This is a genomic window from Nocardioides sp. zg-1230 (assembly GCF_013155335.1).
In the GTDB taxonomy this organism is placed as follows: domain Bacteria; phylum Actinomycetota; class Actinomycetes; order Propionibacteriales; family Nocardioidaceae; genus Nocardioides.
In genome coordinates this window covers 350,595-372,060 of the sequence record NZ_JABJQZ010000002.1, presented here as the reverse complement: position 1 = coordinate 372,060, position 21,466 = coordinate 350,595, and the positions used below count along the sequence as shown (strand labels likewise).

22 protein-coding genes and 1 pseudogene are annotated in these 21,466 nt (G+C 71.7%); 8 read left to right on the top strand and 15 right to left on the bottom strand.

Translation table 11 applies throughout. The features are described from left to right. Nucleotides 1-82: 82 nt before the first annotated feature. The 3 genes from HOO61_RS09765 (at nucleotide 83) to HOO61_RS09755 (ending at nucleotide 1,382) form a co-directional block, all read left to right on the top strand. Nucleotides 83-670 (top strand): TetR/AcrR family transcriptional regulator, encoded by a 588-nt coding sequence (locus HOO61_RS09765; protein ID WP_172258836.1) that lies wholly within the window; start codon nucleotides 83-85, stop codon nucleotides 668-670. 65 nt (nucleotides 671-735) lie between these two features. Then, nucleotides 736-954, top strand: a complete 219-nt coding sequence (locus HOO61_RS09760; protein WP_172258517.1) for a DUF3107 domain-containing protein — start codon at nucleotides 736-738, stop codon at nucleotides 952-954. A 143-nt stretch (nucleotides 955-1,097) separates the two neighbouring features. After that, nucleotides 1,098-1,382: a GlsB/YeaQ/YmgE family stress response membrane protein gene (locus HOO61_RS09755; protein ID WP_172258516.1), complete on the top strand. Its 285-nt coding sequence runs from the start codon at nucleotides 1,098-1,100 to the stop codon at nucleotides 1,380-1,382. A gap of 78 nt (nucleotides 1,383-1,460) precedes the next feature. Here HOO61_RS09755 and HOO61_RS09750 read toward each other — a convergent pair whose 3' ends face one another. Beyond that, nucleotides 1,461-2,135, bottom strand: coding sequence for a ferritin-like fold-containing protein (locus HOO61_RS09750; RefSeq protein WP_172258515.1), 675 nt, complete (start codon nucleotides 2,133-2,135; stop codon nucleotides 1,461-1,463). A 248-nt stretch (nucleotides 2,136-2,383) separates the two neighbouring features. On the opposite strand from HOO61_RS09750, the pseudogene HOO61_RS09745 reads away from it, so the two are divergent. Continuing rightward, nucleotides 2,384-3,529 (top strand): annotated as a pseudogene (locus HOO61_RS09745) (DEAD/DEAH box helicase); the annotation flags it as partial. Between the two features lie 154 nt (nucleotides 3,530-3,683). Here HOO61_RS09745 and HOO61_RS09740 read toward each other — a convergent pair. Next, a complete protein-coding gene (locus HOO61_RS09740; protein WP_172258514.1) occupies nucleotides 3,684-4,538 on the bottom strand; it encodes a ParA family protein in 855 nt (284 codons plus the stop codon). A gap of 60 nt (nucleotides 4,539-4,598) precedes the next feature. On the opposite strand from HOO61_RS09740, the gene HOO61_RS09735 reads away from it, so the two are divergent. Continuing rightward, nucleotides 4,599-5,351, top strand: a complete 753-nt coding sequence (locus HOO61_RS09735) for an SDR family oxidoreductase (protein WP_172258513.1) — start codon at nucleotides 4,599-4,601, stop codon at nucleotides 5,349-5,351. Here the strand turns inward: HOO61_RS09735 and HOO61_RS09730 are convergent. From HOO61_RS09730 to HOO61_RS09720, 3 genes are read right to left on the bottom strand one after another with little or no spacing between them, the layout of a single operon-like run. Beyond that, nucleotides 5,326-5,775, bottom strand: coding sequence for a hypothetical protein (locus HOO61_RS09730; RefSeq protein WP_172258512.1), 450 nt, complete (start codon nucleotides 5,773-5,775; stop codon nucleotides 5,326-5,328). The two genes, HOO61_RS09735 and HOO61_RS09730, sit on opposite strands and share 26 nt — an antisense overlap. Nucleotide 5,776: 1 nt before the next feature. Further along, entirely contained in the window at nucleotides 5,777-6,622 is an 846-nt protein-coding gene (locus tag HOO61_RS09725; RefSeq protein WP_172258511.1) for a PHP domain-containing protein, read from the bottom strand. A gap of 1 nt (nucleotide 6,623) precedes the next feature. Further along, a complete protein-coding gene (locus HOO61_RS09720) occupies nucleotides 6,624-7,190 on the bottom strand; it encodes a histidine phosphatase family protein (protein ID WP_172258510.1) in 567 nt (188 codons plus the stop codon). A 49-nt stretch (nucleotides 7,191-7,239) separates the two neighbouring features. Here HOO61_RS09720 and HOO61_RS09715 point away from each other — a divergent pair, with 49 nt between their 5' ends. Beyond that, nucleotides 7,240-8,412, top strand: a complete 1,173-nt coding sequence (locus HOO61_RS09715) for an MFS transporter (RefSeq protein ID WP_172258509.1) — start codon at nucleotides 7,240-7,242, stop codon at nucleotides 8,410-8,412. Between the two features lie 12 nt (nucleotides 8,413-8,424). On the opposite strand, the gene HOO61_RS09710 is transcribed toward HOO61_RS09715, so the two are convergent. Together HOO61_RS09710 and HOO61_RS09705 are read right to left on the bottom strand one after the other, a co-directional pair. After that, entirely contained in the window at nucleotides 8,425-8,610 is a 186-nt protein-coding gene (locus tag HOO61_RS09710; RefSeq protein WP_129455506.1) for a DUF5302 domain-containing protein, read from the bottom strand. A 68-nt stretch (nucleotides 8,611-8,678) separates the two neighbouring features. After that, nucleotides 8,679-9,491: a class I SAM-dependent methyltransferase gene (locus HOO61_RS09705; protein ID WP_172258508.1), complete on the bottom strand. Its 813-nt coding sequence runs from the start codon at nucleotides 9,489-9,491 to the stop codon at nucleotides 8,679-8,681. 36 nt (nucleotides 9,492-9,527) lie between these two features. Here HOO61_RS09705 and HOO61_RS09700 point away from each other — a divergent pair, with 36 nt between their 5' ends. Continuing rightward, nucleotides 9,528-10,613, top strand: coding sequence for a hypothetical protein (locus tag HOO61_RS09700; protein ID WP_172258507.1), 1,086 nt, complete (start codon nucleotides 9,528-9,530; stop codon nucleotides 10,611-10,613). Nucleotide 10,614: 1 nt separating this feature from the next. Here the strand turns inward: HOO61_RS09700 and HOO61_RS09695 are convergent, their stop codons facing one another. From HOO61_RS09695 to HOO61_RS09665, 7 genes are all read right to left on the bottom strand, one after another. Beyond that, the gene (locus HOO61_RS09695; protein WP_253942240.1) at nucleotides 10,615-11,646 is read right to left on the bottom strand and encodes a MaoC family dehydratase; all 1,032 of its coding nucleotides are present in this window, start codon (nucleotides 11,644-11,646) and stop codon (nucleotides 10,615-10,617) included. Nucleotides 11,647-11,720: 74 nt separating this feature from the next. Beyond that, complete coding sequence (locus tag HOO61_RS24835; protein WP_172258505.1) at nucleotides 11,721-12,881, bottom strand: Gfo/Idh/MocA family protein; 1,161 nt, start codon at nucleotides 12,879-12,881, stop codon at nucleotides 11,721-11,723. Nucleotides 12,882-12,911: 30 nt separating this feature from the next. Continuing rightward, a complete protein-coding gene (locus HOO61_RS09685) occupies nucleotides 12,912-13,754 on the bottom strand; it encodes a sugar phosphate isomerase/epimerase (RefSeq protein ID WP_172258504.1) in 843 nt (280 codons plus the stop codon). 123 nt (nucleotides 13,755-13,877) lie between these two features. Next, on the bottom strand, nucleotides 13,878-15,128 hold the full coding sequence (locus tag HOO61_RS09680; RefSeq protein ID WP_172258503.1) for a substrate-binding domain-containing protein: 1,251 nt from the start codon (nucleotides 15,126-15,128) through the stop codon (nucleotides 13,878-13,880). Continuing rightward, complete coding sequence (locus tag HOO61_RS09675; RefSeq protein ID WP_172258502.1) at nucleotides 15,128-16,252, bottom strand: ABC transporter permease; 1,125 nt, start codon at nucleotides 16,250-16,252, stop codon at nucleotides 15,128-15,130. The genes HOO61_RS09680 and HOO61_RS09675 overlap by 1 nt, the downstream gene beginning before the upstream one ends. Beyond that, complete coding sequence (locus HOO61_RS09670) at nucleotides 16,249-17,388, bottom strand: ABC transporter permease (RefSeq protein WP_172258501.1); 1,140 nt, start codon at nucleotides 17,386-17,388, stop codon at nucleotides 16,249-16,251. The genes HOO61_RS09675 and HOO61_RS09670 overlap by 4 nt, the downstream gene beginning before the upstream one ends. Then, on the bottom strand, nucleotides 17,385-18,926 hold the full coding sequence (locus HOO61_RS09665; RefSeq protein ID WP_216658767.1) for a sugar ABC transporter ATP-binding protein: 1,542 nt from the start codon (nucleotides 18,924-18,926) through the stop codon (nucleotides 17,385-17,387). Before HOO61_RS09665 ends, HOO61_RS09670 begins: the two co-directional genes overlap by 4 nt. 95 nt (nucleotides 18,927-19,021) lie before the next feature. Between HOO61_RS09665 and HOO61_RS09660 the strand changes: the two genes are divergently transcribed. Beyond that, entirely contained in the window at nucleotides 19,022-20,215 is a 1,194-nt protein-coding gene (locus HOO61_RS09660; protein WP_367650107.1) for an ROK family protein, read from the top strand. A gap of 19 nt (nucleotides 20,216-20,234) precedes the next feature. Here HOO61_RS09660 and HOO61_RS09655 read toward each other — a convergent pair whose 3' ends face one another. Further along, on the bottom strand, nucleotides 20,235-21,431 hold the full coding sequence (locus HOO61_RS09655) for an acyl-CoA dehydrogenase family protein (protein ID WP_172258499.1): 1,197 nt from the start codon (nucleotides 21,429-21,431) through the stop codon (nucleotides 20,235-20,237). Nucleotides 21,432-21,466 lie beyond the last annotated feature (35 nt).

Here is a 21,466-nt window from a genome sequence, read left to right as displayed (position 1 = left end):
CCGGCAACAGGAGCACGACGTGACCGCAGGCAGCACCGACACCACGTCCGACGGCGTCCACCCCCGACCGCGCGGCGGCCGGATGCCGCGTCGCGAGCGTCGCGTGCAGCTGCTCGAGTCCGCGCTCGAGGTGTTCGTGGCGCAGGGCTACCACGCCGCCGCGATGGACGACATCGCCGACCGCGCCGGAGTCTCCAAGCCCGTGCTCTACCAGCACTTCCCCGGCAAGCTCGACCTCTACCTCGCGCTGCTCGACACCTCATGCGACCTCATCATCGACAACTGTCGCGAGGCGCTCGCTTCGACCAACGACAACCGCGAACGCGTCGCGGCGACGATGAAGGTCTTCTACAGCTACGTCGCGTCCGAGGAGGGCGCGTTCCGGCTGGTCTTCGAGTCCGACCTCACGAGCGAACCCGATGTGCGCGAGCGGGTGGACCGGGTCACCACCGAGTGCGCGTCGATGATCGCCGACGTGATCCGCACCGACACGGGTCTGCCCGACGAGGCCTCGGAGCTGCTGGCAGTGTCCCTGGTGGGAATGGCGCAGGTCTCGGCGCGGTTCTGGCTCGCGGGCGGCGGCGAGATCGCCCAGGACGACGCCGCGGCCCTCATCGCCGGCCTGGCGTGGCGCGGCATCCGGGGCTACCCGATGACCGACGACCACTGACCGGCGACCACTCACCCGGCATCATCGAGACGACACCCCAACCCCCTGAGCTGAGGAGCAACATCGTGGAGGTCAAGATCGGCGTGCAGCACGCGCAGCGCGAGCTGGTGCTCGACACCGACAGCACGCCCGAGGACATCGAGGCCCGACTCACCGAGGCGCTGTCCGGCAACGGCGTGCTCCGGCTGGCCGACACCAAGGGCCGCTCCGTCGTCGTGCCTGCCGACAAGGTCGCCTACATCGAGCTCGGGTCCCCGACCGCGAGCACCGTCGGCTTCCGCTGAGGCCCACCGCCCGGGGTGATGACACCCCATCCCTTGGGGCGCGCGGTGATTGAACCGGCCCACGCCGGGGAACATGATGGAGAAGCCGGCACACACTGCCGGCACTCCCGTCACGAGCTCGTGGCAAAGAAAGGTGGCCCATCATGGTCGTAGATCTCATCGTCCTCCTCATCATCGGAGCGATCATCGGTCTGCTCGGCAAGTTCGTCGCACCGGGCGACAAGGACAACATCCCCATCTGGCTCACGATCCTCTGCGGCATCGGCGGCGTGCTGCTGGGCTACTGGATCTACTCCCTCTTCGGCGGCGACGGCTCGCGCGGCGTCGACTGGGTCCGCTGGATCGTCGCGATCCTGACCGCGGCCGTCCTGGTCGTGATCGCCTCGACGGTGACCGGCCGCAACACCGGCAGCCGCTCGCGACTCTGAGGCGACCCGCGCGACAGCACGAGGCCCCGCATCCGACGGATGCGGGGCCTCGTCACGTCGATGCGTCAGGAGCCCGGCTCAGGCCTCCAGCCCCAGCTGCGCCATCCGGGCCGCGTGCAGCTCCGTCAGCCGGGTGAACATCCGGCCCATCGCCGCCAGGTCGAGCCCCGGGCGGTCCACTCCCCCGGCCAGCAGGGCCGTGAGGGAGTCGCGGTCGCCGGCGACGCGCTGGGCCTGGGTGAGGGCCTCCCCCATCAGGCGCCGGCCCCACAGGGCCAGCCGGCCACCCAGCCGGTGGTCCGCGGCGATCCCGGCACGCACGCGCTCCACGATGAACGCCGTCTGCCCGGAGTCCTCCAGCGAGCTGATGATGACCTCGCGGGTCTCGGCGTCGAGGTAGGCCGCGATCTCGCGGTAGAAGTCGGCGGCGAGCCCGTCACCGACGTAGGCCTTGATGAGGCCCTCGTAGTAGTCCGACGGCGCCGTGTGGGCGTGGAAGCTGTCGAAGCTGGGCCGGAAGGCCTGCATCGCCTCGGTCGGGTCGGCGCCGAGCTGCTCGAGGCGCTCGACGAGCTTCTGCAGGTGCCCGAACTCGGCGGTGGCCATCGCCCCGATCGCGATCTTGTCGTCGATCCCGGGTGCCAACTTGGCGTCCTCGACGAGGCGCTCGAACGCCGAAAGCTCGCCGTAGGCGATCGCCCCGAGGAGGTCGACTGCAGCGCGGCGGTAGTCCTCGTCGGGCGATTCCGTCATGTTCGCAGCCTAGCGATAGCATCATGGTGACCGAGCCGCCGACGCATCTGCCGGTGGCCGCCTGTATGTGCGCGGTCGGCACTTGCCCGCAGGGGCTTTCGAGTGGGCTGACCGCATACGCGTGGGACAACCCGACTCATCGAAAGCGACACCACTTCGTGACCACCTTCCGTGAACTGGGCGTGCTGCCCGAGATCTGCGACGCGCTCGACCGCGCCGGCATCACCACCCCCTTCGCCATCCAGGAGATGACCCTCTCGGTCGCCCTCCTCGGCACCGACCTCATCGGCCAGGCCCGCACCGGCACCGGCAAGACCCTCGCCTTCGGCATCCCGGTCCTGCAGCGCTCGATCGCGCCGACCAACCCGGCGTACGCCGACCTGCCGCAGGGCAAGCCGCAGGCGCTCATCGTCGCGCCGACCCGCGAGCTCGCGCTGCAGGTCTCCGGCGACCTCGCGCTGGCCAGCAAGGACATGGGCCTGCGGGTCCTCACCGTCTACGGCGGCGTCGGCTACGAGCCGCAGCTCGAGGCACTCGACGCCGGTGTCGACATCGTCGTCGGCACCCCGGGCCGTCTCATCGACCTGGCCAACCGCCGCGCGCTCGACCTCTCCCACGTGCATGCCCTCGTGCTCGACGAGGCCGACGAGATGCTCGACCTCGGCTTCCTGCCCGACGTCATCACCCTCATCTCCAAGACGCCCGAGACCCGCCAGACGATGCTGTTCTCGGCGACCATGCCCGCCGCGATCGTGGCGCTGGCCCGCACCCACATGCGCCACCCGATGAACATCCGCGCCGAGTCGTCGTACGAGAACGCGACGGTCCCCGCGACCGCGCAGTTCATCTACCAGGCCCACGACCTCGACAAGCCCGAGATCATCGGCCGCGTCCTGCAGGCCGAGGACGCCGACAAGATGATCGTCTTCACCCGCACCAAGCGCCAGGCGCAGCGCGTCGCCGAGGACCTCCAGGAGCGCGGCTTCAAGGCCTCCCCGCTCCACGGCGACATGGCGCAGGTCGCGCGTGAGAAGGCGCTGGCCCGCTTCCGCGAGGACAAGATCCAGGTCCTCGTGTGCACTGACGTCGCGGCCCGCGGCATCGACGTGCGCGGCGTCTCCCACGTCATCAACTACACGTGCCCCGAGGACGACAAGACCTACGTGCACCGCATCGGTCGCACGGGCCGCGCCGGCGCCACCGGCACGGCGATCACCTTCGTCGACTGGGCCGACGTGCACCGCTGGAAGATGATCAACAAGGCGCTCGACCTGCCCTTCCCCGAGCCGCAGGAGACCTACTCCACCTCCGAGCACCTCTTCCACGACCAGGGGATCCCGGCCGGCACCAAGGGCCGCGTCGTGGACCCCGCCCCGGTCGAGAAGAAGGAGCGCGCGCCGCGCGAGCGTCGTTCGGGCTCGGACCGCTCGGACTCCTCGTCCGCCTCGTCGTCGGGCGATGCCCCGCGCCGTCGCAACCGCAACCGCCGTCGCACCCGCGGCGGCCAGTCGGTCGAGGCCCCCAAGGCCTGACCCACCGGCCTCCGGGTCACCTCGTCGCGCGAGCGGGCTTCTTCGCCGCCTTCTTCTTGGGGCGGGAGGCCCGCTCGACGAGGTTCCGGGCGACCTCGCGGTAGGCCGTGGCGCCCTTGCTGCTGCGGCTGGTGGCGAGGATGGACCGGCCGGCGGCCGGGGCCTCGGCGAACTTGATGGTCTTGGGGATCGGCGGCTCGACGACCTCGAGGTCGTAGGTCTCGCTGATCGTCTCCAGCACCGTGCGGGCGTGGTTGGTGCGACCGTCGTAGAGCGTGGGCAGCACGCCCCAGACCTCGAGGCCTCGGTTGGTGAAACGGCGTACGTCGTGGACCGTGTCGAGCAGCTGCCCCACCCCGCGGTGCGACAGGGTCTCGCACTGCAGCGGGACGAGCACGCCGTCGGCCGCGGTGAGAGCGGCGACCGTCAGCACGCCGAGGGACGGCGGGCAGTCGAGCAGGACCCAGTCGTAGGCCCCCTCCTCGGACTCCTCGAGGTCGTCGGCGAGCTGCTCGAGTGCACCCTTGATCACGTGCTCGCGGCCGGTGCGGGTGAGCAGGTCGGCCTCCGCCCGGGCGAGCTCGATGGTCGCCGGCAGGACGTCGACGCCCTCCTCGGTCTCGAGGATGACCTCGGTCGCGTCGACGCCCTGGGTCAGCACGTGGTGCACCGAGATGTCGAGGTCCTCCGGGTCGATGCCGAGGGAGAAGGTCAGGCAGGCCTGCGGGTCGAGGTCGACCAGCAGGACCCGGTGCCCGAGCTCGGCCAGCGCGGCACCGATCGAGGCTACGGACGTGGTCTTGGCGACCCCGCCCTTCTGGTTGGCGACGGCCAGCGTGATGGGGGCCGCTCCCCGGCTCTTGGTGCTCATTGCGGGCAATTGTGCCGGACCGGGTCGCACGCGCACGCCGGGTCCTGAAATGCTGGTGGTATGAGCACCTCCTTGATCACCGGCGCGACCGCCGGCATCGGCCACGAGTACGCCGTCCAGCTCGCCGCACGCGGCGACGACCTCGTCCTCGTGGCTCGCGACTCCGCCCGCCTCGAGCAGGTGGCCGAGGACCTGCGCCGCGCCCATGGGGTCGAGGTCGAGGTGCTGGTCGCCGACCTGACCGACCGCGAGCAGCTCGCCACGGTCGAGGCCCGCCTCGCGGACCGCGACCGGCCGGTCGACCTGCTGGTCAACAACGCGGGCTTCGGGCTCAAGAAGCGCTTCCTCGACAACACCGCCGACGACGAGACGGCCATGCTCGAGGTCCTCGTCACCGCTGTCCTGCGGCTCAGCCACGCCGCCCTCGGCGCGATGGCCGAGCGCGGCCACGGCGGCATCATCAACGTCTCCAGCGTCGCCGCCTTCCTCCCCCGCGGCACCTACTCGGCGTCGAAGGCGTGGGTGAACAGCTTCAGCGAGTGGGCCCACCTGGAGTACAAGTCACGCGGCGTGAAGGTGATGGCGCTGTGCCCGGGCTTCACCAAGACCGAGTTCCACCAGCGGATGCAGGTCAAGCGCGGCGAGGGCTTCATGTGGCTCGAGGCCGACTTCCTCGTGCGCAAGTCGCTCGAGGACTTCGACAAGGGCCGCGCGTACTCGATCCCCGGCGCCCAGTACAAGACGATCATCGCCCTGACGAAGGCCATCCCCAACCGCGCCCTCCGGCTCACGCAGAACATGGGCCGCCGGTGACGGTGCGGACCTGACGGAGGTGCGGGCCGGCCCCCACAGGCGGCAGCCCCACAGTGGGGAACATCGTGCTCGACATGTCACGACGAGACTCCCCGCTGTGCGACGGGCGCGGATCTCGCGACGTTTGGCTAGAGCGTCGCGAGCCACGCCTCCACTCCGCGCGCGGGAGCACGAGGTCGAGCCAGGCGCCGTACGCCGAGTCGAGGAGCCACCGCTCCCCCGCCACGACCTCGCCGATCAGCTCGCGCTGGACCACGCCGTCCACCGGCACCCAGCCGGGCAGCCAGGTCAGCTCGCCGACCAGGGCCACGGGGTGGCCGGTCCGGGCGCCGACGGCGAGCGCGGCCGTCGACTTGCCGCTCCCCGTGACGCCGTAGAGGAGCACGCGGTCGGGGAGTGGTTTCGAGGCTCGCTGCGCTCGCACCTCAACCACCGAGAGAGGGCCCCGCGAGCGAGAGGAGCCGCTCGTAGTGCTCGGGGGCGGTCGTGTTGACCCCGAGGTCGTGGTCGACCTTGCCGAGACCGTGGTGGTCGCTGCTGCCGGTGACCACGAGGTCGAGGTCGGCCGCGATGGCGCGCAGCTCGGCGCGGTCTGCTGCGGAGTGGTCCTGGTGGTCGACCTCGATCCCGGCGAGGCCGAGGTCCTTGAGCTCGGCGAGCGCCTCGGCGGACAGCACCGACCGGCTGCCGCGACCCCACGGGTGCGCGAGCACCGCGACACCTCCCGCGTCGACGAGGAGGGGGATCATCTCCTCCAGCGCAGACGCGTAGCGGTTGACGTAGCCGGGCTGGCCGGGGCTGAGCAGCGTCGCGAACGCCTCGGTGCGGTCGCGGACCACGCCGAGTCGCGCGAGGGCGTCGGCGACGTGCGGTCGTCCGGCAGCCACGGACCCGCCCGACTCACGTCGTACGTCGTCCTCGGAGATGTCGATGCCGTGGGCGCGGAGGGCCGCGACGATCGCGGGCGTGCGCGCGGTGCGCCCCTCCAGGATGCGGTCGAGCTCGAGCACCAGCGCGGGGTGCGTCGGGTCGGGGAGGTAGCCGAGCAGGTGGACCCCCCGGTGCCCGTAGCGCGTGCTGATCTCCAGCCCGGGCACCACGGTGATGCCGACCTCGTCGCCCGCCTGCTGGGCCTCCGCCCACCCCGACATCGCGTCGTGGTCGGTGAGCGCGACGACGTCGAGTCCGGCCGCCGCGGCCTCGCGGACCAGGTCGCCGGGGGTGTCGGTGCCGTCGCTCGCCGAGGAGTGCGTGTGGAGGTCGATGCGCACGTCAGCTGTTCCAGCTCAGCAGGGCCGGGTGCTCGCGCTCGTAGCCGAGCACCGACACGGTCGAGGTGTCGAGCTTGAAGAACCGCCCCTCGGCGGCGGTCTGCTCCAGCCACCGTGCCGTGAGGACGCGCAGCGAGTGGCCGTGCGCGAAGACGAGCGAGCGGTCGTGCTCGCGCGTGCGCCGCACCACGCGGTCCAGGCGCGTGGCGACCTCGTCGGCGGTCTCGCCGCCGGGCACGGGATGCGTCCACACCGTCCAGCCGGGCACGTCCTCGCGGATCTCCGGGGTGGTCACTCCCTCGTAGTCGCCGTAGGCCCACTCTACGAGGTCGTCGTCGACCTCCGCGTCGGCGAAGCCGGCCAGCTCGGCCGTACGACGCGCGCGCCGGCGGGGGCTCGTCAGGACGAGGTCGAACTCCACCTCGGCCAGGCGAGGGGCCAGCGCTGTGGCGGCCTCCTCGCCCTCGTCGGTCAGCGGCAGGTCGGTGACGGACGTGTGGCGGCCGTCGCGGCTCCACTCGGTCTCGCCGTGCCGGACGACCCAGAGCTCGGGACCTGTGCTGGACATGTCCGCGAGTCTGTCACGCGCGTCGGACGGGGCTGCCACGATGCTCGGCATGACGACGGCCGACCTCCGCCGCGCCCGGTGGGCGATCGCTGCCGCGTTCGCCGTGCAGGGCCTGGTGTTCATCAGCCTCACGACGCGGCTGCCGCGCTTCCAGGAGCGCTGGGACCTCGGCGAGCTCGAGCTCTCGGCCGTGCTGCTGATGATGGTGCTCCTCGCCGGGGTCGGCTCGCTCGTCGCCGAGCGGCTCGCACCGCGCCTCGACAGCGCCGCGGTCCTGCGTGCCGGGCTGCTGGTGGTGGCGGTCTCGGTCGCGACGGCCGTCCTGGCCCCGACCACGGTGGTCTTCGTGCTCGGCCTGGCGGCGTACGGCGTCGGCCTCGGGCTCGTGGACGCGACGGGCAACATGCAGGCCGTGGCCCTGGAGCACCGCTGGGGCCGGGTCGTGCTGCCGTCGTGCCACGGGGCGTGGACCCTCGGCGGCATCGTCGGGGCCGTCGCGACCCTGCTCACCGGCGACGTCCCCTGGCCCGCGGTGGCGCTGGTGGCCGTGCTCCCGCTCGCGGCGACGGCGGCGTCGTACCTCCCCCGCGACCACGGCCCAGCGGCCACCAGCACCGAGACCGACGTGCCGTGGCGCGCGATCGTGACGGTCGGGCTGGCGCTCGTCGTGTTCTACACCGTCGACACCGCAGCGGCCACCTGGGGGCCGGTCTACCTCGACGACGAGTTCGGCGCCCCCGACGGCCTGGTCGCCCTGGCCACTCTGCCCTACCTCGTGGCCAGCGGCATCGTGCGGCTGGCCGGCGACCGCCTGACCGAGCGGGTCGGCGCCGTCCGCCTGCTCCGGGTCGGCGCGGGCATCGCTCTGGTCGCGCTGACGATCGTGGTCGCGGCCCCGTCGTGGCCGGTCGCGGTGCTCGGCTTCACGCTCCTCGGCTGCGGGGTGGCGGTGGTGGCCCCGTTGAGCTTCTCCGCCGCGGCGGCACTGGCCGGGCGTGACGCCGACCCGGCGACGCGACGGGCCCGCGTCGACGCGGTGGTCGCCCGGTTCAACCAGTTCAACTACGCCGGCGCGCTCCTCGGCGCCGTCATGACAGGAGCCGTCGGGTCCGGCTCGCTGCGCGTCGGCTTCGCCGTGCCCCTGGTGCTCGTGGTGGCCCTGTTCTGGCTGGCGAAGGCGTTCGCGCCGGCGGACGAGGTGCCCGCCGGCGCGCGCCGGTGACCGGGTCCGGCCTCAGACGCCGCCGCCACCGGCCTTGCGACGGTGCATCGGCTTGGCGACGTTCTTGTCGTTGACCTCGGAGCCGTGGGCCTTCTCGCGCGAGTCGGCCCGGTCGTCGGGGTGGTCGTGGCCCTTCTTGCGATCGAGGGCCTCCCGCATCTTCGCCTTGATGTCTGCGTTGGGGTCCTGATCAGCCATGAGGTCCTCCTCGTCGATGACGGTACGGGGTGCCCACCCTGCCAAACGCCCCGCGCGGGGTCGAGCGCTTAATGCCTGCGGAGCACGTCGACACGCGCGCCGAGCTTGCCCATCGTGCGGTAGACCCGCCAGCGGCAGTCGCCCAGCATGACGTCGTACGCCGCGTCGCCGAACTCGGACCGGTAGCGCCCGGGGTCGCGCAGCAACCGCGCCAGGTGGAGGAGCGCGCGGCCCCCGCTGCCGTCCTGCTCCTGCGACCACTCCCCCCACTCGGTGGACAGGTCGAGGGTGTCGACCACCTCCAGTCCCGACCGGGCGATCGCGTCGTCGATCACCCCCGGGTCGGCGGAGGAGGGCACCACGCCCATGACGTCGAAGAGCTGGACGGCCTCCTCCTGGCCGAGCAGGTCGGTCGCCACGGCCTGGAACGCGACGACGTGGCCGCCCGGCCGGAGCACGCGAGCGAACTCCGCGAAGGCGTCCTGGGGGTGCTCGACGTGGACCATCACGTCGCGGCACCAGACCAGGTCGAGCGAGGCGTCGGCCACCGGCACGTGCGTGGCGGTGCCGCGCTCGAACGCGAGGCGGGAGGCGATGTCGGGCACGAGGTCGCGGCGGGTGGCCCGGGCGAGGTCGAGGTGCCGCTGCACCGGGTCGATGCCCAGGACGCGGAATCCGAAGTGGGTCGCGAGGCGGACGGCGTGGGCGCCCTCGCCGCAGCCGACGTCGACGACCCTGCTGTCGGGGCGCAGGTCGAGCTCGCGCACCACCTGCAGCAGCACCGACGGGTCCCGCGGTGCGAGGCTCTCGTCGAGGCGGGCCGCGAAGGCGGCCTCGAGCCGCGGGTAGGTGTCGTAGAAGAACGTGCGATCCCAGGCCACGGAGCGAGTCTGCCGTCCTCCAGTAGGGTCACCGGCATGGCTCGCCGCGTGTTCCTCCACGTCGGCACGGCGAAGTCCGGCACCTCCTTCCTGCAGGACTTGTGGTGGCGGCACCGCGACGAGCTGCGTGGTCGTGGCCTGCTGCTGCCGGGCCGGCGTCGCGACCACTTCGCCGCGGCAGCCGTCGTCAAGGGCATGACCGCCGTCGTCGAGACGCTCAGCGACCGCGAGCTGGACGCGTGGCAGCGGCTCCTCGAGGAGGCGGGGGCGTGGCGGGGCGACGTCCTGCTGACCAACGAGCACTTCTCCGACTCCCCCGCCGAGGCGGCCGCCGCCGCTCTCGCCGACCTCGCGGGCGCCGCGGACGAGGTGCACCTGGTCGTGACGGCACGCGACCTGGGGCGGGTGCTGCCCTCGGCGTGGCAGCAGCGGGTCAAGATGGGCGCCCGGCAGCGCTACCGCCGCTTCCTCGCCACGGTGCGACGCGACGAGGACGACCAGAAGTTCTGGCGCTACCAGGACGTGCCGGCGATCCTCGCGCTCTGGTCGGGCGGCCTCCCCGCCGGGCGCGCCCACCTCGTCGTCGTACCTCCCCCGGGCGCGCCGCGCGAGGAGCTGTGGCTGCGGACCGCCTCGGTGCTCGGCGTCGACGTCACCGGCCTCGACACCGAGGCCCACCGGCCCAACGACTCCCTCGGCCTCGTCGAGGCGGAGCTCCTGCGGCGGGTCAACGAGCGGCTGCCCCGCGCGGAGCGGTCGCCCGAGCTGACCCGCCACGTGAAGGGGACGTTCGTCCCCGAGGCGCTGGTCGGCTCCGCGTCGCGTGAGTCCTTCGTCCTCCCCGCCCGGCACCACCCCTGGGTGCACGAGCGGTCGGCGGCGATCGTCGCCGGCCTGCGGACCAGCTCGTACGACGTCGTGGGCGACCTCGACGACCTGCTGCCGGCACCGCCCCGCGACGGCCGTACGCCCGACGACGCGACCGACGAGGAGCTGCTCGCCGCCGCTCAGGTCGTGCTGTCCCGGCTGGGGCTCGCGGACGAGACCGGTCTCGACGCCGCGCTCGCCGCGATCAGCGACGACCTGCGCGCGCGGTGCGCCCCAGCCCCCGCCGAGCGGTGACTCAGCGCGGCACGAGCGCCCAGTAGTCGAGGTCGAGCAGGACCCCGTCGGCGTACTTCTCGTCGTCGCCGCGCAGGGTCATCGACTCGTCGCGGCCCCGGGTGGCGACCAGGCGGAGCCGCAACGCCCCGACGCCCGGCGCGTCGAGGGTCGCCGTGTCGAGGACCTCGGACCAGGCGTGGACCGTGTCCCCGGCGAAGGCCGGCGCGAGGTGGGCGCCGGCGTTGATCGCCGCGACGAGCTGGGCGTTGGCCAGGCCGTTGAAGGACAGCGCCCGCGCCAGGGAGATCACGTGGCCGCCGTAGACGAGACGCCGCCCGTCGGGGCGCGCGTCGGTGTTGAAGTGCACCTTGGCGGTGTTCTGCCACAGGCGGGTGGCCATCATGTGCTCGGCGTCGGTGAGCGTGACGCCGTCGACGTGGTCGATGCGCTCCCCCACCTCGTAGTCGCCGAGCCGGTACGGGCCACCCGCGGCCACGACGTCGTACGACGAGAAGTCGAGGCCGGCGGGCACCACGAGGTCCTCGGCGGCCACGGTCGGGGCCAGCGACGGTACGACGGTCTCGGGGGCCGGCGACTCGGCGGAACGCTTGTGGACCATGACCCACCGCGCCCAGTCGATGGCGACCTCGCCGCGCTGGTTGGTCGCGGTCGAGCGCACCCACACCACGCCGGTGCGGCCGTTGGAGTTCTCCTTGAGCCCGATGACCTCCGAGCGGGTGCGCAGGGTGTCACCCGGCACCACCGGCACGTGGAAGCGGCACTCGGCGTAGCCGAGGTTGGCGACCGCGTTGAGCGAGACGTCCGGCACCGTCTTGCCGAAGGCGACGTGGAAGCCGATCAGCTCCTCGACCGGGTGGGCGGACAGCCCGACCGACGCGGCGAACGCGGCCGACGACGGCACGGCGAACCGCGTGGGGTAGATCGCGCCGTAGAGCGCCCGGTCGCCCTCGGTGATCGTGCGCGGGGTCGCGTGCTCGATCACCTGCCCGACGGTGAAGTCCTCGAAGAAGTTGCCGGCGTTGGTCTTCATGCCGGACATCGTGCCGCAGCGGCGCCGCGTCGGGCCGCCGCGGTCACGTGGGATGCGTCACGCGCCGCAGCGCATCACCCGAGCCGGCCCTCGACCTCGACGCAGCTGCCCCCGCGGGCCGAGCTGGCTTCGATCGCGGCCAGCACCCGCTGGACGGCCAGACCGTCCTCGAAGGACGGCGTCGGCTCACGGCCCGCCGCGAGCGCGGTCAGGAAGTCGGCGGCCTGGTTGGTGAAGGGGGCGTCCCACCCGAGGACGTGCCCGGGCGGCCACCAGCCGTCGATGTAGGGGTCCTGCTGCTCGGTGACGAGCCGGCGGGTGAAGCTGTCGGCGCCGTCGAGGCACACGTCGAGGTGGTTGAGCGACTCGAGGTCGAAGCGCAGGGCCCCGTCGCTGCCGTAGACCTCGATGCCGAGGGCGTTCTTGCGGGCGGTCGCCATGCGGGTCACCTCGAGGCTGACCACGGCGCCGCCGTCGGTGCGCAGGGTGCCCCACGCGGCGTCGTCGACGGTGACCTCCTCGGGGCCGTCTGCCCCGGTGCGCTGCGGCACGAAGGTGTGGGTCGTCGCGTTGACCGCGGTGACCTCCTGGCCGAGCAGGAAGCGCACCTGGTCGACGGCGTGGGAGGCGAGGTCGCCCAGCGCGCCCGAGCCGGCCAGCTCGCGGCGCAGCCGCCAGGTCATCGGCGCAGTGTCGTCGGCCAGCCAGTCCTGCAGGTAGGAGACGCGCACCTGACGGACGTCGCCGAGCCGGCCGTCGGCGACGAGGCGCTGGGCCAGTGCCAGCGCGGGCACGCGCCGGTAGTTGAAGCCGACCATGGAGTGCACGCCGCGCTCGCGGGCGGCTCGTGCGGTGGCGACCATCTTCTCCGCCTCGGCCATCGTGTTGGCCAGCGGCTTCTCGGCGATGACGTGCTTGCCGGCCTCGAGCGCCGCGATCGCGACCTCGGCGTGCAGGTGCCCGGGGACGCACACGTCGACGACGTCGATGTCGTCGCGGTCGAGCACCGCGCGCCAGTCGGTGGCCGACTCGGCCCAGCCGTACTGGCCTGCGGCGGCCGCCACCGCGTCCGCGTCACGACCCACCAGCACCTGCTGGCGTACGCCGGGAGCGCCGGGGCGGAGTGCCGCGACGTTGCGCCATGCGTGGGAGTGGGCCTTGCCCATGAAGGCGTAGCCGATGACGGCGACTCCCGGGGACCCGGCGGCGCCCGATGCGCTGGGTGTGCTGGTCACGTGCTTCTCCTGACTTGCGGTGGCGGTCGCTCAGGCGAGCGACCGGAGGAAGGACAAGCCGTCTCGGGCGAGCTCGTCCTGGGTGGGTGCCAGCGGACGCCAGATGGAGGCGGCCGTGGCGATGGAGGCGTTGTCTGCGGTGAAGCTCTCGATGACGAGGGGGCCGTCGTAGCCCACCTCGTCGAGAGCGGACAACAGGGCCGGCCAGTCCGTCTGGTCGCCGCCGGGGGCGCCGCGGTCGTTGCCGCAGACCTGGACGTGTGCCAGGTGCTGACCTGCGGCTCGGACCGCGTCCGCGCTGGAGCGCTCCTCGATGTTGAGGTGGTAGCTGTCGAGGGCCAGGCCCAGTCCCTCGCCGAGCAACGGCTCGAGGGCGGTGAGGGCCTGGTCGACGGTGTTGACGAGGGAGGTCTCGTAGCGGTTGAGGGGCTCGATCCCGAGGCGTACGCCGCGCGCGACCGCGTGGTCGACGACCGGGGCGAGGTGCCTGCGGAGATCGTCGTACGCCGCCTCCCGCTGGTCGGTGTCCATGCGCCAGACCCGGCCGGTGGAGGCGTAGAACGGGCCGCACACCGAGCGCGCGCCGACACCGGCGGCGAAGTCGATGCAGGCCCGCAGGTAGTCCTGCGTGTCGGCCACGCACGAGGCGTCGACGAGGTCACGGCCCGGCGCCATCGCTCCCACGACGCAGGGCGTCAGGCCGGTCTCGGCGAGCACGTCGGACACGACCGGGACGGTGAGGTCGCCTGCGTTCTCGAGCGGCAGCTCGACGGCGTCGAAGCCCATGTCGGCGATCCGGCGCAGCAGGTCGGCCACGTCCGCGTCGGTGAGCGGCGAGGTCCAGACCCACGTGTTGACGCCGATCTCTCGCATGGGCCGTCCTTCCAGGATTCGTCCGGGGTACGTGCGGGGTGGGAGGGGTGACGGTGGGCCGGGCGCGAGCCCGGCCCACCGACGGGTGGATCAGATCATGATCGGATCCGTCTCAGTGCCGGATCAGGGGATCTGGCGCTCCTGCCAGACCTCGGGGTAGCCGGGAAGGTCCTCTCCGCCGAACTTGGCGTAGTGGCCGTCGGGCATGCCGTCGTTGGCCTCGAGGTAGTCGCCGCGCTCGTCCTCGGTGATCGGGGTCTGGGGCAGGACCCACTCCTTCGGGACCTCTTCGCCGGCCCAGATCTTCTCGAGCGCGAGGAGCGGGGTGCGCCACTGGAAGTTGGAGTAGACGGGCGCGAGACCGGTGAGACCGGTGTCCTCCCACTTGCGCAGGAAGCTCATCTCGTCCTCGCCGGTCATGACCGGCAGGTCGGCACCGAAGTCCTCGAAGGCCTCGATGGCGGCGACGGCACCGTCGCCGGCGTCCATCCACACGCCCTGGACCTCACCCTTGTTGAGCTCGTCGGTGATGAAGGTCTTGATCTCGGTCGGGTCGGCGCCGGTGAAGAAGTCGACCGCCTCGATGCCGTTCTCCTCGAAGAGCTTCTCGGCCGCGGCCCAGCGCTGCTCGAGGACGTCGACGCCGGGAAGGATGCGCAGCGCGACGACCTTGTCACCCTCCTCGAGGTTGTCGATGAGGAACTCGGCGGTGTCGATGCCCCACGCGAAGCCACCGATGGGGTGGATGAAGCTGGTGGCGCAGTCGGTCTCGACGCCGCGGTCGAAGACGATCACGGGCTTGCCGGTCTCGCACGCACGCTCGACCGCGTCGGTCATGGCGGCGGTGGAGTTGGGCGAGATGATGAAGGCGTCGCAGTTGCCCTCGGAGATGAAGTAGTCGATGTCGGCGATCTGGGTGTTGTCGTCGTCGCCGGCGTCGCGGGTCTCCATCTCGGAGATGACGCCCTTGTCCTGCAGGTCCTTGAGCTGCTGGTTCATGGTGATCCAGCCGGTCTGGCGCCACGGGTTGGAGATCGAGGCGTTGGCGAAGCACGCCTTGCCCGCCTTGTTGGACTTGTACTCGGCGGTGTCGGTCATCTCACCGTCGATGTACTGCAGCCACGGGGTCTCGGGGTCGCCCTCGAAGGTCGCCGAGCGCTGCTCGTACTGCTCGTCGTAGACGGCCTGGTCGAACCATTCCTCGCCGCCCTCCTCCGGGCTCTCCGCGGCGTCGGGCGACTCGGACGTCTCCGAGCTCTCGTCGGTGCCCGACGCGGAGTCCGTCGGGTCCTCGGTGCTGCAGGACGTGGCGAACACCCCGAGCAGCAGGGCCGAGGCCACGGCCATCGGCGCGCGGTGGATCTTTCGGCGCATCAGATTTCTCCTGTTTCAGTGCCCGGGCGGGCAGTGGTGGGTGATGGTGCGGGTTGAGCAGGTGTGGCGGGTTGTGCAGGTGGTGACGCCCGAGGGGGTCGCCGGCCGAAGGACCACGCACGGCCGGCAGCAGCGACGGCGACGATGATGATCACGCCCTGGACCGTCGGCCTCCAGGTCGATTCGATCTCCTGGAAGTTGAGGAACGAGAAGAGCAGCTCGAGCGCGAAGGCGCCCGCCGCGGCGGAGAGGAGCCAGCCGCGACCGCCGCCGAGGACGACGCCGCCGAGCACGACGGCGGTGATCGCCGTGAACTCGTAGCCGGCCCCCACCGAGGGGTGCACGCCGGCGTAGCCGACGAGGAGGATGCCGGCGACCGTGGCCGAGAGCGACGACAGCATGAAGGCGCGGGTCTTGACCCACCAGACGTGGGCACCGGCCAGGCTGGCGGCGTCGGGGTTGTCGCCGGTGGCGATGATCGTGCGTCCGAACGGCGAGCGCATCAGCCACACGCCGGCCCCCATGATGACCACGAGGATGATCACGGGGTAGGGCAGCACCTCGAGGACGGGGACGTCCTGGATGCCGCCGCGCCCGATCTCGCGGAACGTGTCGACCGGGTTGCCGGTGGCGGCGCCGCCGGTCAGGAACCGGACGAGCCCGCCGAGGGCCAGCATGGTGCCGAGGGTGACGATGAAGCTCGGCACCCGCAGGATCGTGGTGCCCAGCCCGTTGACCAGTCCGACGATCACGCCGATGAGCAGCATGAGCGCGATGGCCGGGAGCACCCGGCTCTCGTCGTCCCCGATGTAGTTGCCGGCGATCACGACCTGTGTGGCGATGACCGCGCCCATGGAGAGGTCGAACTCGCCGGAGACGATCACGTAGTACTGGCCCATGGCCGCGATCGCGATCGGTGCGGTGCGACCGATGAAGCGGATCAGCTGCGGCGGGTCGCCGAAGGAGGGGTTCGCCCAGACCACGGCGAGGAAGAGGATCGCGGCGAGGATGAACACCGCGCCACCCGGGGTCACCGCGCCGCGCAGCACTCGCTGGACCAGCGAGCCCTCGGAGAGCGGGAGCGTGCGGCCCGCCGTGCTGGGGGTGGAGGTGGTGGCGCTCATGCGGGCTCCCCCTTCGTGGACGGGCCCTTCGAGGAGGGGACGGGGAGGACGGGTCTGGAGGCACCGAACCGCGGTGGGCGGCGTACGACGCTGCGGCGGGCGTAGACGGCGACGGCGAGGACGATCACCAGGCCGCGGACGAAGTCCTTGAGGAACGGGTTGACCTGCATGACGCCCATGACGTTGTCGAGGACCGCGAAGATCGCGACGCCGCCCATGGTGCCGACGACGCTGCCCTTGCCGCCGGCGAGCAGGGTGCCGCCGAGCACGACAGCCGCGATGGACAGCAGGTCGTAGCGGCCCTGCGACCCGATGGTCGGCGACCCGACGCCGGTGCGCGAGAGCAGGAGGAGCGCGGCGAGACCGGCCAGCACCGAGCAGAGCACGTGGGCCGAGACCACCGGGAGGGTGGTGCGCACGCCCGACATGCGGGCGACGTCACGGTTGCCGCCGATGGCGTAGACGTGGTGACCCAGCCGGGTGTAGCGGAGCAGGAGCGTCACCAGCACCGCGCAGACCAGGAGGACGAGGAACGCGGTGGGGATCCAGCCCACGATGCCGCTGCGACCCAGCAGCCGCAGGTCGGGAGCTGCGCTGCCGTGGCTGCCCTGGTAGTTGGTGCCGAGGTAGCCGCTCACGATCAGGCCGATGCCGAGGCTGGCGATGAAGCCGTGCACGTGCAGGACGCTGACCAGCAGCCCCATCACGAGGCCGATCACGGCGCACACCACGAGGGTGTTGAAGACCGCGGCGGGGATGTTGCCGTCGAGGCCCTTCATGCCGCCGGCGGCGATCACGGTCGCGAGGCTCACGACGTAGGGCACCGACAGGTCGAGGCTGCCCACGAGGATGACCAGCGTCTGGCCGATCGAGATCAGGCCGAGCACGCTCATCGCCGTGAGGACGGCCCAGATGTTGCCCTGGCTGAAGAAGTTGCGTCCCTCGATGCCGGTCAGCACGGCCGACACGGCGATGACCGCGACCAGCACGAGGTAGATGAGGGCGGTCGAGTCGAGCTGCCGGGACCCGCGCGGTCGCGCGGCGCGCCGGCGGCGTACGGAGTCGCGGGGCTCCACGCTCCCGTCGGGGTCGGGGGTGTGCGCCGGCTCCGGCGTCCTGTCGGTGGTGGCACTCATGCGGCTTCCTCGCTCGCTGCTCCGGTGGCCATCGCCAGCACGGCTTCCTCGCTCGAGCCCGCCGGGAGCTCGCCGGCGAGCAGCCCGTCGCGCATCACGAGGATCCGGTCGGACATGCCGATCACCTCGGGGAGCTCGCTGGACACCATCAGCACGGCGACGCCCTGACGGGTCAGCTCGCGCATCAGCTCGTACACGCGGTGCTTGGCGCCGACGTCGATGCCGCGGGTGGGCTCGTCCATCAGCACGACCAGCGGGTCGATGCTCAGCCAGCGGGCCAGCACGACCTTCTGCTGGTTGCCGCCGGACAGGAACTGGACCTCCTGGGCCAGGCTGTGGGCGGCGACGTCGAGGTTGGACAGCACGCCCGGCATCTCGCGCCGCGCAGTGGTGGTGCGCCGTGGGAAGACCGAGCGCACCACGCCGAGGGCGTTGTCGAGGATCGACTGGTTGAGCGCGAGGCCCTTGGCCTTCCGGTCCTCGGTGATGAACGCGAGCCGGGCGCGCACGCCCTGGCGGGGGCTGCTGACCTCGAGCGGCGACCCGTCGAGGGTGATGGTGCCGCGCGAGACCGGGTGGACGCCGAAGACGGTCTCGAGGACCTCGGTGCGTCCGGAGCCCTGCAGTCCCGCGATGCCGACGATCTCACCGGCGCGGACCTCGAGGGAGATGTCGTCGACGTAGCCGTTGCCGACTCCGGACAGCGCGAGCCGCACGTCCCCGACGACGACGTCGGCGGGCTTCTCGGGGAAGTACGTCGTCAGCGGACGGCCCACCATCAGGCGCACGAGCTCGGCCTCGGACAGCTCGGCGGCCGGCCGGGTGGCCACGTGCTGGCCGTCCTTGAGGATCGTGATCGTCGTGCAGAGGTCGAAGATCTCCTTCAGCCGGTGCGAGACGTAGACGATCGCCACACCGCGTTCGGTGAGGCGACGGATGATCGAGTAGAGGAGCTCGACCTCGTGGTCGGCCAGCGCTGCCGTCGGCTCGTCCATCTGGATCACCTTGGCGTCGAAGCTCACCGCCTTGGCGATCTCGACGATCTGCTGCTCGGCGACCGAGAGGCTCCGCACGAGGGTGCCGGCCTTGAGGCCGGACACGCCGAGCCCGGTCAGCAGCTCCTCGGTGTCGCGCCGCATGCGCCCGGTGTCGACCGGACCGAACCGGCCGAAGCGACGGGGCTCGCGGCCCAGCCAGATGTTCTCGGCGATGGTGCGCTCGAGGAGGAGGTTGAACTCCTGGAACACGGTGGACACGCCGGCGCGCTGCGCCTGGACCGGGTGGCTGAAGGAGACCTGCTCGCCCCCGACCACGATCGTGCCGCTGTCGGGGGTGTAGACGCCGGCGAGCATCTTCATCAGCGTCGACTTGCCGGCGCCGTTCTCGCCGACGAGGCCGTGGACCTGGCCCGCGCGGAGCGTCAGGTCGAGTCCGTCGAGCACGGTGTTGCCGAAGAAGCTCTTGGTCATCCCGGTCGCGACGAGGGCGTTCCCACCCTGCTCGCGAGCCGGTTCGTTCGGGGGGTTGATCGGGGGCACGGCGACACTGTGGCACGCGTCACGGGCTTTTGTCGAGCACCTACCAAAAGTGTTACCTCTAGCGTGCAAAGTCATGCATGTGCTTGACTCCGCCCGTGCGCACCGGTGAGCTTTTCGATCTCCTCCGTGACGGAAGGCCCTGGACCCGTGCCCAGCTGGCCGAGGCGACGGGGCTCGCGCGGTCGACGATCACCGCTCGCATCGACACCCTGATGCGGCTGGGCCTGGTCGCCCCGTTCGGCGGCGCCCGGTCGACCGGCGGCCGCCCGCCCGCGCTCTTCGCGCTCAACCCCACCGCCAAGCTCGTCGTGGGCGTCGACGTCGGTGCCACCCACGCGCGGGCCGCGCTGACCGACCTCAACGGCTCCATCCTCGGCGAGGTCGACGCCCAGATCGCCGTCGCCGACGGCCCCGAGGCCGTCCTGTCATGGGTGGTCGAGTCGGTGCGTGACCTCCTCGAGACGAGCGAGCGCCCGGTCACCGACCTCGCGGCCATCGGGATCGGCCTCCCGGGCCCGGTCGAGCACTCCACCGGGCGCCCGATCAACCCGCCGATCATGCCGGGCTGGGACCGCTTCGACGTGCCGGCCTACCTCCAGGAGCAGTACGACGTCCCGGTGCTGGTCGACAACGACGTCAACATCATGGCCCTCGGCGAGCGGCGCGGGCACCTGCGCGACGTCGACGACCTCGTGCTGATCAAGGTCGCCACCGGCATCGGCGCGGGCATCGTCTCCGGCGGCGTGCTGCAGCGCGGCGCTCAGGGCACGGCCGGCGACCTCGGGCACGTCCGGGTGCCGGGCGCCGACGACGTACCGTGCCGGTGCGGCAACTCCGGGTGCCTCGAGGCCGTGGCGGCAGGACCGGCGCTGGCGGCGGCGGTGCGCGCCCAGGGTGAGCAGGCCGAGACGGGCGGCGACGTGGTCGAGCTCGTGCGCTCGGGCAGCCGGGTCGCGATGGGCGTCGTGCGCCAGGCGGGGCGCGACATCGGCGAGGTCGTCGCCACGATGGTCAACCTGATCAACCCGTCGGTGGTCGTCATCGGCGGCCAGGTCGCGGGAGCCGGCGAGCACCTGCTGGCCGGGATCCGCGAGTCGGTCTACCACCGGTCGCTGCCGCTGGCGACCGAGCACCTGCGCATCGTGACCTCGCGCGCGGGCGGCGAGGCGGCCGTGCTGGGCGCCTCCGCCCTCGCGATCGAGCACGTCCTCTCCCCCGACGTCGTCGAGGCCGCCAGCGAGGCGCTGGCCGCGGCCGACGCCGCGGCCGAGGCGGCCGGGGGCCGCTGATCCCGGCTCGGACCGCGGCTCAGCGCAGCTGGTAGTCCTTGAGCAGGCTGCGGCCGATGATCATCTTCTGGATGTCGGAGGTGCCCTCGCCGATGAGCATGAACTTGACCTCGCGCATCAGCCGCTCGATCTCGTACTCCTTGGAGTAGCCGTAGCCGCCGTGGATGCGGAAGGAGTCCTCCACGACCTCGTTGGCGTACTCGGAGGCCACCATCTTGGCCATGCCGGCCTCGACGTCCATCCGCTGGCCGGTGTCCTTCAGCCGCGCGGCCTTGACCATCATCGTGTGCGCGACCTCGACCTTGGTGGCCATCTCGGCGAGCCGGAACAGCACCGCCTGGTGCTCGGCGATCGCCTTGCCGAAGGTCCTGCGCTGCTGGGCGTAGGCGATAGCGAGCTCGAAGCCGCGCCACGCCAGGCCGCACGCGCGTGCCGCGACGTTCACGCGCCCGACCTCGACGCCGTCCATCATCTGGAAGAAGCCCTTGCCCGGCTCCCCACCGAGGATCTGGTCGGCGCCGATCTGGTGCCCCTCGAGGATGAGCTCGGTCGTCTCGACGCCCTTGTAGCCCATCTTGTCGATCTTGCCCGGCACGGTGACGCCCTGGGCGGTCTCGCCGAACCCGGCCTCCTTCTCCACCAGGAACGTCGTCATGTTCTTGTAGACGCTCTCAGCGCCCTCGTCGGTCTTCGTCAGCACCGCGACCAGGGTGGAGGTGGCGCCGTTGGTCAGCCACATCTTCTGGCCCGTGATCGAGTAGCTGCCGTCGTCAGCCTTCGTCGCCTTGGTCGACACGGCCGACACGTCGGAACCGAGGCCGGGCTCGGACATCGAGAACGCGCCGCGCACCTCGCCGGTCGCCATGCGCGGGAGGTAGTTCTGCTTCTGCTCCTCCGTGCCGTGCTGGATGAGCATGTAAGCCACGATGAAGTGGGTGTTGATCACGCCCGAGACGCTCATCCACCCGCGCGCGATCTCCTCGACCACCAGGGCGTAGGTCAGCAGCGACTCCCCCAGCCCGCCGAACTCCTCGGGGATCGTCAGGCCGAACACCCCGAGCTCCTTGAGCCCCTCGATGATCTCGGTCGGGTACTCGTCGGCGTGCTCGAGCTCCTGCGCGACCGGGATGATCTGCTCGTCCACGAACTGCCGTACGGCCTTCAGGATCTCGGTCTGGTCCTCGGAGAGGCCGTCGGTCTGGCAGAGGCGGGGCATGTGGTGGCTCCTGGGCGCTCGCGGCTGGATCGCTC

What these genes read in the sequence shown, in the direction of transcription:
- HOO61_RS09765 (WP_172258836.1), top strand. Translation starts at nt 83, where the DNA reads ATGCCGCGTCGCGAGCGTCGCGTGCAGCTGCTCGAGTCCGCGCTCGAG.
- HOO61_RS09755 (WP_172258516.1), top strand. Translation starts at nt 1,098, where the DNA reads ATGGTCGTAGATCTCATCGTCCTCCTCATCATCGGAGCGATCATCGGT.
- HOO61_RS09750 (WP_172258515.1), bottom strand. Translation starts at nt 2,135, where the DNA reads ATGACGGAATCGCCCGACGAGGACTACCGCCGCGCTGCAGTCGACCTC.
- HOO61_RS09740 (WP_172258514.1), bottom strand. Translation starts at nt 4,538, where the DNA reads ATGAGCACCAAGAGCCGGGGAGCGGCCCCCATCACGCTGGCCGTCGCC.
- HOO61_RS09735 (WP_172258513.1), top strand. Translation starts at nt 4,599, where the DNA reads ATGAGCACCTCCTTGATCACCGGCGCGACCGCCGGCATCGGCCACGAG.
- HOO61_RS09720 (WP_172258510.1), bottom strand. Translation starts at nt 7,190, where the DNA reads ATGTCCAGCACAGGTCCCGAGCTCTGGGTCGTCCGGCACGGCGAGACC.
- HOO61_RS09715 (WP_172258509.1), top strand. Translation starts at nt 7,240, where the DNA reads ATGACGACGGCCGACCTCCGCCGCGCCCGGTGGGCGATCGCTGCCGCG.
- HOO61_RS09710 (WP_129455506.1), bottom strand. Translation starts at nt 8,610, where the DNA reads ATGGCTGATCAGGACCCCAACGCAGACATCAAGGCGAAGATGCGGGAG.
- HOO61_RS09700 (WP_172258507.1), top strand. Translation starts at nt 9,528, where the DNA reads ATGGCTCGCCGCGTGTTCCTCCACGTCGGCACGGCGAAGTCCGGCACC.
- HOO61_RS09695 (WP_253942240.1), bottom strand. Translation starts at nt 11,646, where the DNA reads ATGAAGACCAACGCCGGCAACTTCTTCGAGGACTTCACCGTCGGGCAG.
- HOO61_RS09685 (WP_172258504.1), bottom strand. Translation starts at nt 13,754, where the DNA reads ATGCGAGAGATCGGCGTCAACACGTGGGTCTGGACCTCGCCGCTCACC.
- HOO61_RS09680 (WP_172258503.1), bottom strand. Translation starts at nt 15,128, where the DNA reads ATGCGCCGAAAGATCCACCGCGCGCCGATGGCCGTGGCCTCGGCCCTG.
- HOO61_RS09675 (WP_172258502.1), bottom strand. Translation starts at nt 16,252, where the DNA reads ATGAGCGCCACCACCTCCACCCCCAGCACGGCGGGCCGCACGCTCCCG.
- HOO61_RS09670 (WP_172258501.1), bottom strand. Translation starts at nt 17,388, where the DNA reads ATGAGTGCCACCACCGACAGGACGCCGGAGCCGGCGCACACCCCCGAC.
- HOO61_RS09655 (WP_172258499.1), bottom strand. Translation starts at nt 21,431, where the DNA reads ATGCCCCGCCTCTGCCAGACCGACGGCCTCTCCGAGGACCAGACCGAG.